This window comes from Pseudomonas sp. SDO5522_S412 (genome assembly GCF_054071215.1).
Window position 1 is genome coordinate 1 of sequence record NZ_JBSVWQ010000181.1, and the last position, 11,347, is coordinate 11,347.

Below are 11,347 nucleotides of genomic sequence, written 5' to 3' on the forward strand. Positions count from 1 at the left end.
TTGACCGAGTTCTACCGATGGAACGCGGTCGAATGTGGGAGCGGGCTTGCTCGCGAAGGGGCCAACTAGATCTCAAGCCAACACCCTCTAAGGCGCCAACTCGAAAAACGCCTGAATCAACCGCAACTCCCGGCGCCGCTCCATGCACCCGATCACATGCCGGTTCACCAGCCCCTCGCCCTGGATCGGAATCGCATGCACCCGCGGATCCCGGCTGACTTCCATCGACGACACCACCCCAACCCCCAACTCGGCCGCCACCGCTTCCGTCACCGCTTCACGGCTGTCCAGTTCCAGCAGCACCCGGGGCTGCACGCCGGCCTGGGCGCAGGCATCGTCAAAGGTCCGCCGCGTGATCGAGCTGGGTTCACGCAACACCATGATCACCTGATCCAATTGCTCCAGCCGAATACCCGCAGGCTCCGCCAGCCACGGATGGCCGGCCGGCACCAACGCGCAAATCCGTGACTCGATCAACGGCTGCAAGTGCAGGCCCTTGCGCGGCTCCACCTCGGTCAACACCGCCACGTCAGCCCGCTCCGACAACAGCGCCGCGAGGGTTTCCTGCGCATTGCCCAGGCGCAAATTGACAGTAATCCCCGGATACCGCTGCCGTAGGCTGGCCAGCATCGGCATGACCATGTGCGGCCCGTCCGCCGCCACTTCCAGGCGCCCGGTAAGTAATTGCCGGTTGGCCTCCAGCAACGTCTGCGCCTCTTCCACCAGGCCGAAGATCGCCCGGGTGATCGCCGCGAGTTTGGTGCCCTCCTCGGTCAACTCCACCCGCCGCGCGGTACGCCGCAGCAGCGCGATCTGGTAGTGCTCCTCCAGCGCCTTGATATGCCCGGTCACCGCCGGCTGGCTGATGAACAGGCGCTCGGCCGCCCGGGTAAAACTGCCCTCGCGGGCCACCGCATCAAACGCACGCAGTTGAAACAGGTTCATAGCTATCGGCCTCACTGATAGCTCGCATAACAACAAACAATTTGATTGATGACAAGCCAAACTGCAATTTAGGCGCCGTAACTTCATCCCAATGTTTTGCGAGGACACACGAATGAGCACTGCCGCGCCGATCCTGCTGACCCCGGGGCCCTTGACCACCTCGGCCCGCACCCGCCAGGCCATGATGGTCGACTGGGGTTCATGGGATGACCGCTTCAATCAACTGACCGCCAGTCTTTGCGAGCAACTGCTGGTGATCGTCAACGGCACCGCCAGCCACCATTGCGTGCCATTGCAAGGCAGCGGCACCTTTGCCGTGGAAGCGGCCATCGGCACCCTCGTGCCACGGGACGGCAAGGTGCTGGTGCTGATCAACGGCGCCTACGGCAAGCGCCTGGCGAAGATTTGCGAAGTGCTCGGCCGCGAGTTCAGTACCTTTGAAACTGCCGAGGACGAACCCACCACCGCCGCCGACGTCGACCGCCTGTTGCACGCCGACAGGGGCATCACCCACGTCGCATTGATCCATTGCGAAACCAGCACCGGGATTCTCAACCCGTTGCCCGAGATCGCCCAGGTCATCGCCCGCCACGGCAAGCGCCTGATTATCGACGCCATGAGCTCCTTCGGCGCGCTGCCGATCGACGCCCGCGAGGTGCCGTTCGACGCGCTGATCGCCGCCTCCGGCAAGTGCCTGGAAGGCGTACCGGGGATGGGTTTTGTGTTCGCTGAAAAGCAGGCGCTGGCTGCAGCCCAAGGCAACTGCCACTCCCTGGCGATGGACCTTTTCGACCAGCACAGCTACATGGCCAAGACCGGCCAATGGCGCTTCACACCGCCGACCCACGTGGTGGCGGCGCTGCACGAAGCGCTGCTGCAATACAACGAAGAAGGCGGCCTGCCCGCCCGGCACCAGCGCTACGCCGACAACTGCCAGGCATTGCTGGACGGCATGGCCGAACTGGGCCTGCGCAGCTTCCTGCCCGCCGCGATCCAGGCGCCGATCATCGTTACCTTCCACGCGCCGAAAGATCCGCGCTACCAGTTCAAGGAGTTCTACGAACGGGTCAAGGCCAAGGGCTTCATCCTTTATCCCGGCAAATTGACCCAGGTGGAAACCTTCCGCGTAGGCTGCATCGGCCATGTGAACCAGGCCGAGATGCAAGCCGCCGTCGCGGCGGTGGCCGAGGTGCTGCAAGAAATGAACGTGCTCGACATCTGACTGCCCACTACTCACAGGATCTGAACCATGAACTACGCAAACCCAACCCAGCTTCAAGCCGCGATCCTCGACTGGGCCGGCACCGTGGTCGATTTCGGCTCGTTCGCGCCCACGCAGATTTTTGTCGAAGCCTTCGCCGAGTTCGACGTGCAGGTCTCCATCGAGGAAGCCCGTGGCCCGATGGGCATGGGCAAGTGGGACCACATCCGCACCCTGTGCGACCAGCCGCAGGTGGCCGAGCGTTACCGCAAGGCCTTCGGCCGCACACCGACTGACGATGATGTGACCGCCATCTACCAGCGCTTCATGCCGCTGCAGATCGAGAAGATCGCCGAGCACTCGGCATTGATCCCCGGTGCCCTGGACACTATCGCCAACCTGCGCCAGCAAGGGATCAAGATCGGTTCGTGCTCCGGCTACCCCAAGCAGGTGATGGACAAGGTTGTCGAACTGGCTGCCACCAATGGCTATATCGCCGACCACGTGGTCGCCACCGACGAAGTACCCAACGGCCGACCATGGCCGGCCCAGGCCCTGGCCAACGTGATCGCCCTCGGGATCGATGACGTAGCGGCCTGCTTGAAGATCGACGACACCGTGCCGGGCATCCTCGAAGGCCGTCGCGCCGGGATGTGGACCGTGGCGCTGACCTGCTCGGGCAACGCCCTGGGCCTGACCTACGAGCAGTTCCGCGCCCTCGACGCCGGCACACTCGCCAGCGAACGCACGCGTATCCAGGCCATGTTCGAAGGCTCGCGCCCACACTACATGATCGACACCATCACCGACCTGCCTGCGGTGATCGCCGACATCAACCAGCGCCTGGCACGGGGTGAAATGCCGCAGGGCAACTGATCGAGATCAAAAGATCGCCTATACACCCTCCTCTCACGGGCAAACCTCGTAAAACAGGCTTACATTGAAAGGACTCCGTCGCAAAGAACGGAGGTTTGCCCTGATGAGTGAGGAAGAAAGCGATGCCCTGGAAAAATTCCGATACGCGTTACAGCACCATGTCGATTGCGTTGCACTGGCTGATGGTGGTGCTGCTGGCGGTGGTCTACGCCTGCATTGAGTTACGCGGGCAGTTTCCCAAAGGCAGCGGCGCACGTACGTTGATCGTGGAAATGCACTTCATGTTCGGCCTGACGGTGTTTGTGCTGGTGTGGCTACGGTTGTTCGCCCGCAGCCTGGGCGTTGCACCGAAGATCGTACCGGCCCCGCCGCAATGGCAAACCCTCCTCGCCACCCTGATGCACATGGCGCTGTACGCCTTGATGATCGGCATGCCCATCGCCGGCTGGCTGATCGTCAGCGCCGAGGGGCATTCGGTGATGTTCTACGGCATCGAGTTGCCGCCGCTGATTGCCGAGAACAAAGCGTTGGCCAAGGAAATTGAAAGCTGGCACGTGCTGTTCGGCAAGATCGGCTATTGGCTGATCGGGCTGCATGCGTTGGCCGGATTGGCCCATCACTATGTGCTGCGAGACAACACTGCTTTGAGGATGATGCCCGGCAAGAGAGGGAACCTTCAGTAAGCCCACGGATTGAATGTGGCAGCTGGCTTGTGGGGGAGCTGGCTTGCCTGCGATAGCATCACCTCGGTGCCACTGATACACCGCGGTGTCTGCATCGCAGGCAAGCCAGCTCCTACATTAACCGGGTGCAACAGGGAAACCCCGGCGGCCCTGCAGGCCACCGGTGTGGACGAAGATCAGGCGGGTGCCGGGGAAAAATCTCCCGGCTTCAATCTGCTGCTTCAACGCCAATAACGCCTTGCCGGTGTACAGCGGCTCCAGCGCCAGGCCACAGGCTTGCTCGGTAGCGTCGATAAAGGCCAGCAACTCCGGATCAACCTTGGCAAAGCCGCCCCGGCTGGCCTCCAGCAATTCATAACCCTGCTGCACAAGCGCCTGCACCTGTTGCGCCACCCCGTGGTCGTCGGGCACCGCCAGGGCGCCGTATACCGGATGCGCGCCCGCCTCCGCCAGCACCAATCCCGCCAATGTAGTACCGGTGCCTGCCGCCAGCCACCAACCGTGATAGTCCGTCCAGCCCAGGCCGTTTAATTGTGCCCGCGCCTGATTCACCAAAACCCCGCAACCCAACGCGCCCGCCAGGCCCCCGCCGCCTTCAGGTACCGGGTGCAGGTGCGGATACTGCTCGCGCCAGGGAAGCCAGAAGTCCGGCTCGTTGCGCGCGCGATAGCCGCCATACCCCAGCCAATGCAGTTGCATGCCGAAGGCCTTGAGGTCGAGCACCGTGGGTGTGTCTTGCGGATGGCCACGCAGCAAGCCAACGGTAGGAAAGCCGAAGCGTTTCCCGGCCGCCGCCAGTGCATGCAGGTGATTGGAGTAAGCGCCGCCCAGGCTGATGATCCCGCTGGCGCCCGCCGCCCGGCCTTGCGCCAGGTGCTCGGTGAGCTTGAACCACTTGTTGCCGCTGATCAGCGGGTCGATGCGATCCAGGCGCAGCACGGCGACTTCCACCGGCCCCATCCAGTCCAGCTTCAGGGGTTCAAGGGGCGCGTGGGGGAGCCAGTCGAAAGGACCCATGAGGGCGGTTCTGCACAAGAAAAGGGGCGGTAGTCTACCACCGCCCCTTTTACGTGCTTACAGCTCGGCCGCCAGGCGCGAACCCTGGTTGATGGCGCGCTTGGCATCCAGTTCGGCCGCCACGTCCGCACCGCCGATCAGGTGCACGTTCTGCCCGGCCGCCACCAGGCCATCCTGCAATTCCCGCAGCGGGTCCTGCCCGGCGCAGATCACGATGTTGTCCACCGCCAGCACCTTCGGTTCACCCTCGGCGCCGATGCGGATGTGCAGGCCCTCATCGTCGATCTTCAGGTACTCGACGCTGTTGAGCATCTGCACCTGCTTGTTCTTCAAGCCGGTGCGGTGGATCCAGCCGGTGGTCTTGCCCAGGCCGTCACCGACCTTGGAGGTCTTGCGCTGCAACAGGAACACTTCACGCGCCGGCGCATGGCGCTCGGGCTTGATCCCGGCCACACCGCCGCGGGCTTCCAGGTGGGTGTCGATGCCCCACTCTTTCCAGAACGCCTCGCGGTCCAGGCTGGTGGACACGCCCTGGTGCACGAGGAATTCCGAGACGTCAAAACCGATACCGCCGGCACCGATCACCGCCACGCGATGGCCCACCGGCTTACGCTCCAGGATCACGTCGAGGTAGCTCAATACCTTGGCGTTTTCCACGCCGGGAATCGCCGGAATACGCGGCGCGATGCCGGTCGCGAGGATGATCTCGTCATAACCGCCCGCAACAAGCTGCTCAACGTCGACCCGAGTATTCAGGCACAGTTCGACGTGAGTGGTCTGCAACTTGCGCTTGAAGTAGCGCAGGGTCTCGAAGAACTCTTCCTTGCCCGGCACACGCTTGGCGATGTTGAACTGGCCGCCGATCTCGCTGGCCGAATCGAACAGCGTCACCTGATGCCCACGCTCGGCGGCGACGGTGGCGGCCGCCAGGCCCGCAGGACCGGCACCGACCACGGCGATTTTCTTGATCTGCTTGACCGGCAGGTAGTTGAGCTCGGTCTCGTAGCACGCACGCGGGTTGACCAGGCAGGTGGTCAGCTTGCCGCCGAAGGTGTGGTCCAGGCAGGCCTGGTTGCAGCCGATGCAGGTGTTGATCTCATCGGCGCGGCCTTCGGCAGCCTTGTTGACGAAGTCCGGGTCGGCGAGGAATGGGCGAGCCATCGAGACCATGTCGGCATCGCCTTCGGCCAAAATCTGCTCGGCGATTTCCGGGGTGTTGATCCGGTTGGTGGTGATCAATGGAATCTGCACCGCACCGCGCAACTTCGCGGTGACCTTGCTGAACGCGCCACGCGGCACCTTGGTGGCGATGGTCGGGATCCGCGCTTCGTGCCAGCCGATGCCGGTGTTGATGATGGTTGCACCGGCCTGCTCGATGGCCTTGGCCAACTGCACGATTTCTTCCCAGGTGCTGCCGCCTTCCACCAGGTCGAGCATCGACAGGCGGAAGATGATGATGAAATTCGGGCCTACGGCTTCGCGCACCCGGCGCACGATTTCCACCGGCAGACGCATGCGGTTTTCGTAGCTGCCACCCCAACGGTCGGTGCGGTGGTTGGTGTGGGCGGCGAGGAACTGGTTGATGAAGTAGCCTTCCGAACCCATGATTTCCACGCCGTCGTACTCGGCGACCTGGGCCAGCACCGAGCAGGTGACGAAATCATTGATCTGTTTTTCGATGCCTTCTTCGTCCAGCTCTTTGGGCTTGAACGGGTTGATCGGCGCCTGGATTGCGCTCGGTGCCACCTGCTTCGGGCTGTAGGCATAACGCCCGGCGTGGAGGATCTGCATGCAGATCTTGCCGCCCGCCTCGTGCACCGCCCGGGTGACGATCTTGTGCTTCTGCGCTTCTTCGTCGGTGGTCAGCTTGGCCGCACCGCCATACACCCCACCTTCATCGTTGGGGCCAATGCCGCCGGTGACCATCAGGCCCACGCCGCCACGGGCACGTTCGGCAAAATAGGCCGCCATGCGCTCGAAGCCACCGGGTTTTTCTTCAAGGCCGGTGTGCATCGAGCCCATCAGGGTGCGGTTGCGCAGGGTGGTAAAACCCAGGTCCAACGGGGCCAGCAAGTGCGGGTAGGCAGCAGCGGTCATGGTACAGCTCCACAACGGATCATCACGGGACGTGGAGCGCTCGAATGGCACTCCATCGGTTTATGTCCCACAGACTAAGAGTCCGCCGGCTGGCGCTCAATGACCGTAAGTGACAACTTAATGATCAAAGTGCGCAGCAGAAAGCATGGCAGCGGTAATTTTCTCCTGTTTCTGCCCCTGCCCGATCATCCAGCGTTGAAACCCACGGCACTGCTGTTTGTGCAGGGTATTGGGGTGCCAACTCAGGTAGTACGGCGCCGCCAGCGGCACGGCGAACCGCCAGGGAATCACCAGCCGACCGGCGCGCAGGTCCCCGGCGATCATTGAGAACTGCGCCAGCACGATGCCTTGCCGGTCGATGGCCGCCTGGATCGCGGTAATCGATGATGAGTAATTGCGGCGGATCACGATGGGCTGGCCGGTTTGCCCTTCCAGCTCGCTGAACCATTGGGTCCACGAAGGCGGCGAATCGAATTTGGGCCGCGAGTCGATGCCGATCAGGCGGTAATCGAGCAAGTCCCGCGCGCACGCAACCCGTTCCAGCAACTGCGGTGAACAGGTGGGCACCACACAATCGCGGAACAGCGGCACGCTATGCCCGGCATGCTCGGGGTGCTCGCCATAACCGATGCGAAAGTCGGCACTTTCCTCCCCCGATGCATCATCGAGGGTGCTGTCGAGGTAGATGTCCAGGTCGGTTTCGTCCTGCCCCCACTCGTCGATCAGCGGCGACAGCCATTTGGTCATCAGCGAAGGCAGGCAACTGATATACAGGTTGTTGGGATTCTTCGCCCGCTCGGCCTCGGCCACCGCCAGCCTGAGTTCTTCGAACGCCGCGGTGCAGCGGGCGTGCAGGCGTTCGCCGACGCTGTTCAAGCGCAGGCGCTGGCCGTCCTTGAGCGTCAGCTTCATGCCCAGGGCATCTTCGAGCAGTTTCATTTGCTGGCTGACAGCGCCCACCGAGATCCCCAGGCGAATCGCCGCCTGGGACATACCGGCGCAGTGGCCCACCACTTCAAACACTTGCAACGCGCGCAACGGCGGTAAACGGCTCATGGGGGAATCTCGCGACTTCAGCAGTTTAGATTTTCTACTAAAAATAACAGAAAACCCCATATTTTCTTCAGCTAGTGCAACCCGTAGAGTGAAACCACTTCCCACCCCATTGCGTTACGCCCTGCTGGAGTCGCTGATGAAAACCCTGCCTGAACAAATTACCCATGTCGTGTTAGGCGACAGAGAACCCAGCATCGAAGAGTTCGTGGCGATCGCCCGCTATTCGGCCACTGTTTCGTTTGCCGACAGTTACAAGAACCGGGTTAAAAAGTCCCGTGGGTTGATCGAGCGATTCCTCGATGAAAACCGTTTGGTGTACGGCGTGACCACCGGTTTTGGCGACAACGTGCGGCATGTGATCTCGCCGGAAAACGCCAAGGAACTGCAAGTCAACATCGTGCGTTCCCACGCTGTTTCCGTCGGCGAACCGCTGGTGCGTGAACAGGTGCGGGCGATCCAGTTGATGGTGTTGATCAGCCTGGGCAAAGGCTACTCCGGGGTGCGCCTGGAACTGCTGGAACTGATCGCCGGCCTGCTCAACCACGACGTGGTGCCCTTTGCGCCGGGCGAAGGCTCGGTGGGTTACCTCGCGGTAGAAGGCCACCTGGCCCTGGTGCTGCTCGGCGAAGGCCGCGCCAGCGTCAAGGGCGGTGCACTGGTGGATGGCGCAACCGCCCTGCAACAGGTCGGCCTGCAACCGACCGACCTGCAGTGCAAGGAAGGCCTGGCGATGTTGAACGGCACCACGTCGGTGACCGCCATCGCCACACTGGCGCTGTACAACGCGATGCAGGCTGCGGACCTGGCGGACGTGGCGGCGGCCATGTCGCTAGAGGCGCTCAAGGGCACCATCCGCGCGTTCGACCCGCGCTACCACTCGATCAAGGCTCACCCCGCACAGGCCGCAACCGCCGCCAATATCAAGGCTATCCTGCACGACAGCCAGCTCATCGCAGACAACATCGATTACCGCCTGCAGGACGTCTACAGCCTGCGTGCCATCCCCCAAGTGCATGGTGCTTCCCGGCAGTTCATCAACTACGCGCGGGAAACCATCGAGCGCGAAATCAATTCTTCGGGCGACAACCCGGTGATTTTCCCGCTGGACGACGGTGACGGTATCGCGATTTCCGGCGCCAACTTCGACGGCACCTACATCGGGATTGCAGCCGACACACTGTGTGTGGCGCTGACCAACCTGGCGAAAATTTCCGAGCGCCGGACCGACCGCATGATCAACTCGCACTTCAGCGAAATGCCGGCCTTCCTGGTGCGCAACCCGGGCCTGAACAGCGGCTACATGATCGTCCAGTACACCGCCGCCGGGCTGTACGCCGAGATGAAAACCCTGTCGATGCCGTCGTCGATCGACAGCGTCTCGACCTGCGGCAACCAGGAAGACCCGGTCAGCCTGGCCTACAACGCGGTGATCAAGGCCTACAAAGTCTCGCAAAAACTCCAGTCGGTGGTGGCCATCGAAGTGCTGGTCGCGTGCCAGGCCCTGGATTTCCACGATGTGAACAAGGCATCGACCGCGACCAAGGCGGTCTATGACCTGGTGCGCAGTGAAGTGCCGGTGGCGGATAACGACCGCGCGTTTTACGCTGACATGGCCAGTGTGATTGACCAGGTGCGCAGCGGGAAAATCAACGACCTGGTGGCCCATCACCTGAACTGACAACCACGCCGTCAAACGGCCTGCCCTCCTTTTCGGACGGCGGGCCTTTGCCATTTTTGGCGCAGACAAAGCGATACCCGGGGACCTTGCCAATGCTTCAACCCAAAGACGTTCTACACCTGCTCGACACCTGCTCCATTGCCTATGAATACGTGGAACACAGCGCCGTGCGCACCTGCGAAGAAGCCGACAAACTGGACATCAGAATCAGCGGGCAGGCGGTCAAGAACATCTTCCTGTGCGATGCCAAAGGCTTGAATCCCACCCTGGTGGTGCTCAAGAGCGAGCAGCGCCTGGACCTGCGTGCACTCTCGCAAACCCTCGGCCTCAAGGGCCTGAGATTCGCCTCGCCGCGCCGCCTGATGGAAACCCTGGGCGTGGAGCCGGGAGCGGTGTCATTGCTGGGGTTGTGCAATGACGTGCAGCGCGCCACCCAGGTTGTGATCGCCGAAGAGGTGTGGAACGGCGACAGGATTCTCTGCCATCCGCTGGTGAATACCGCGACCCTGTCGATCGCAGTCCGCGATATGGCGCGACTGCTTGAGCACCTGGGATTCACGCCAATACTCACCGCGAACCCTGCCCCCACGCCTGACACCTGACAGCGCACGGGTGGGTGCAAAACGCTACCTATCGACCCAAAACAGGGCGAAAAAACCGCGCACATTTTCTAACCATGTTTAATTTCCTTGAAAATCAACAGGTTATTTATTTTTAAAAGCTGGCAAATATTTTGCAATGACATGTATGTACATGTGGAGTCATGTGCAGACTGGAGAGCGAATCGGCCAGTCCCCAAACCTGTATGCGTTCGAGAAAAAAGTCCTAAGCCCACATCAAAACATTGGTAGGAAATAGAAATGACCGCTAAAAAATCGAATTGGTTAGGCTCTGTTGCTGTAGCGACCCTAGTGATGGCAAGTGCTTCCGGACTGCAGGCAAAGGACTGGACGTCCGTGAACATCGCGACCGAGGGCGCGTACGAGCCCTGGAACCTGACATTGCCCGGCGGGAAGATCAGTGGTTTCGAGCCTGAGCTGATGGACTACCTGTGCGCCAAGATGAAGCTGCAGTGCAAGATCACCGTGCAGAACTGGGATGGCATGATTGCCAGTCTCAACGCAGGGAAGTTTGATGTGTTGATGGATGCGATCGTTATCACTGACGACCGTAAGCAGGTCATGGATTTTTCGATTCCCTACGCGCAGACGCCGGCCAACTTTGTCGCGCAGGATGCGGCATTGCTGCCGGGTAAAACCGGGGCGGCGAATGCGATTACGCTGAGTGCTGATCCGAAGGCGATTCACGATGCGATCGAGCCGTTGCGTCAGGCGCTGAAGGGTAAAACCATCGGAATCGCTTCAGGCATCATTTACACCAAGTTCATTGATGAGAACTTCAAGGACGTGGCGACGATTCGTGAGTACAACACGTCGGCCGATGCGATTCTTGATCTGCAATCGGGCCGTATTGACGCGATTTTTGATGACGTTACGTTCCTTGATTCGATCATGTCCAAGCCTGAGAACAAGGGGCTGGCGTATACCGGGCCGCAGATCAAGGGCCCTATCTGGGGTGATGGCGAGGGCCTGGGTTTTCGCAAGAGCGATCCGGAGTTGAAGGCCAAGTTTGATGCGGCGTTGAAAGAAGCGATTGCTGATGGGACTGTTAAGAAACTCAGCGAAAAATGGTTCAAGGTGGATTTGACGCCTAAGTCCTGAGGCGTTCCTGGTTGGGGTGGGGGCATATCCGTTATTTGGGTGATGGCTGATATTGGTTCCGCTCTTACAGCGG

At 61.3% G+C, this 11,347-nt stretch carries 10 protein-coding genes; 6 read left to right on the forward strand and 4 right to left on the reverse strand.

The window, feature by feature from the left end; genetic code table 11:
- Nucleotides 1–87: 87 nt before the first annotated feature.
- Nucleotides 88–945, reverse strand: coding sequence for a LysR substrate-binding domain-containing protein (locus ACW9I6_RS25315; RefSeq protein ID WP_003212427.1), 858 nt, complete (start codon nt 943–945; stop codon nt 88–90).
- Nucleotides 946–1,057: 112 nt separating this feature from the next.
- On the opposite strand from ACW9I6_RS25315, the gene ACW9I6_RS25320 reads away from it, so the two are divergent.
- The 3 genes from ACW9I6_RS25320 (at nt 1,058) to ACW9I6_RS25330 (ending at nt 3,705) form a co-directional block, all read left to right on the forward strand.
- A complete protein-coding gene (locus ACW9I6_RS25320) occupies nt 1,058–2,167 on the forward strand; it encodes a 2-aminoethylphosphonate--pyruvate transaminase (protein WP_134327002.1) in 1,110 nt (369 codons plus the stop codon).
- A gap of 27 nt (nt 2,168–2,194) precedes the next feature.
- Nucleotides 2,195–3,022: a phosphonoacetaldehyde hydrolase gene (gene phnX / locus ACW9I6_RS25325; RefSeq protein WP_457339970.1), complete on the forward strand. Its 828-nt coding sequence runs from the start codon at nt 2,195–2,197 to the stop codon at nt 3,020–3,022.
- A gap of 122 nt (nt 3,023–3,144) precedes the next feature.
- On the forward strand, nt 3,145–3,705 hold the full coding sequence (locus tag ACW9I6_RS25330) for a cytochrome b (protein ID WP_102605883.1): 561 nt from the start codon (nt 3,145–3,147) through the stop codon (nt 3,703–3,705).
- A gap of 117 nt (nt 3,706–3,822) precedes the next feature.
- On the opposite strand, the gene ACW9I6_RS25335 is transcribed toward ACW9I6_RS25330, so the two are convergent.
- The 3 genes from ACW9I6_RS25335 to ACW9I6_RS25345 form a co-directional block, all read right to left on the reverse strand.
- Complete coding sequence (locus ACW9I6_RS25335) at nt 3,823–4,722, reverse strand: 1-aminocyclopropane-1-carboxylate deaminase/D-cysteine desulfhydrase (protein ID WP_457339971.1); 900 nt, start codon at nt 4,720–4,722, stop codon at nt 3,823–3,825.
- Nucleotides 4,723–4,779: 57 nt separating this feature from the next.
- Nucleotides 4,780–6,819: an NADPH-dependent 2,4-dienoyl-CoA reductase gene (locus tag ACW9I6_RS25340; RefSeq protein WP_003212416.1), complete on the reverse strand. Its 2,040-nt coding sequence runs from the start codon at nt 6,817–6,819 to the stop codon at nt 4,780–4,782.
- A 117-nt stretch (nt 6,820–6,936) separates the two neighbouring features.
- On the reverse strand, nt 6,937–7,875 hold the full coding sequence (locus ACW9I6_RS25345; RefSeq protein WP_003212414.1) for a LysR substrate-binding domain-containing protein: 939 nt from the start codon (nt 7,873–7,875) through the stop codon (nt 6,937–6,939).
- Nucleotides 7,876–8,011: 136 nt separating this feature from the next.
- On the opposite strand from ACW9I6_RS25345, the gene ACW9I6_RS25350 reads away from it, so the two are divergent.
- The 3 genes from ACW9I6_RS25350 (at nt 8,012) to ACW9I6_RS25360 (ending at nt 11,274) form a co-directional block, all read left to right on the forward strand.
- A complete protein-coding gene (locus ACW9I6_RS25350; RefSeq protein WP_023658981.1) occupies nt 8,012–9,553 on the forward strand; it encodes an HAL/PAL/TAL family ammonia-lyase in 1,542 nt (513 codons plus the stop codon).
- A gap of 92 nt (nt 9,554–9,645) precedes the next feature.
- Nucleotides 9,646–10,155: a prolyl-tRNA synthetase associated domain-containing protein gene (locus tag ACW9I6_RS25355; RefSeq protein ID WP_087694654.1), complete on the forward strand. Its 510-nt coding sequence runs from the start codon at nt 9,646–9,648 to the stop codon at nt 10,153–10,155.
- Between the two features lie 354 nt (nt 10,156–10,509).
- Nucleotides 10,510–11,274 carry a transporter substrate-binding domain-containing protein gene (locus ACW9I6_RS25360; protein ID WP_003212408.1) on the forward strand — a complete coding sequence of 255 codons (765 nt, stop codon included), beginning with the start codon at nt 10,510–10,512 and terminating at the stop codon, nt 11,272–11,274.
- The last annotated feature ends 73 nt before the right edge of the window (nt 11,275–11,347 follow it).

What these genes read in the sequence shown, in the direction of transcription:
- ACW9I6_RS25330 (WP_102605883.1), top strand. Translation starts at nt 3,145, where the DNA reads ATGCCCTGGAAAAATTCCGATACGCGTTACAGCACCATGTCGATTGCG.
- ACW9I6_RS25335 (WP_457339971.1), bottom strand. Translation starts at nt 4,722, where the DNA reads ATGGGTCCTTTCGACTGGCTCCCCCACGCGCCCCTTGAACCCCTGAAG.
- ACW9I6_RS25345 (WP_003212414.1), bottom strand. Translation starts at nt 7,875, where the DNA reads ATGAGCCGTTTACCGCCGTTGCGCGCGTTGCAAGTGTTTGAAGTGGTG.
- ACW9I6_RS25315 (WP_003212427.1), bottom strand. Translation starts at nt 945, where the DNA reads ATGAACCTGTTTCAACTGCGTGCGTTTGATGCGGTGGCCCGCGAGGGC.
- ACW9I6_RS25355 (WP_087694654.1), top strand. Translation starts at nt 9,646, where the DNA reads ATGCTTCAACCCAAAGACGTTCTACACCTGCTCGACACCTGCTCCATT.
- ACW9I6_RS25320 (WP_134327002.1), top strand. Translation starts at nt 1,058, where the DNA reads ATGAGCACTGCCGCGCCGATCCTGCTGACCCCGGGGCCCTTGACCACC.
- phnX (WP_457339970.1), top strand. Translation starts at nt 2,195, where the DNA reads ATGAACTACGCAAACCCAACCCAGCTTCAAGCCGCGATCCTCGACTGG.
- ACW9I6_RS25340 (WP_003212416.1), bottom strand. Translation starts at nt 6,819, where the DNA reads ATGACCGCTGCTGCCTACCCGCACTTGCTGGCCCCGTTGGACCTGGGT.
- ACW9I6_RS25350 (WP_023658981.1), top strand. Translation starts at nt 8,012, where the DNA reads ATGAAAACCCTGCCTGAACAAATTACCCATGTCGTGTTAGGCGACAGA.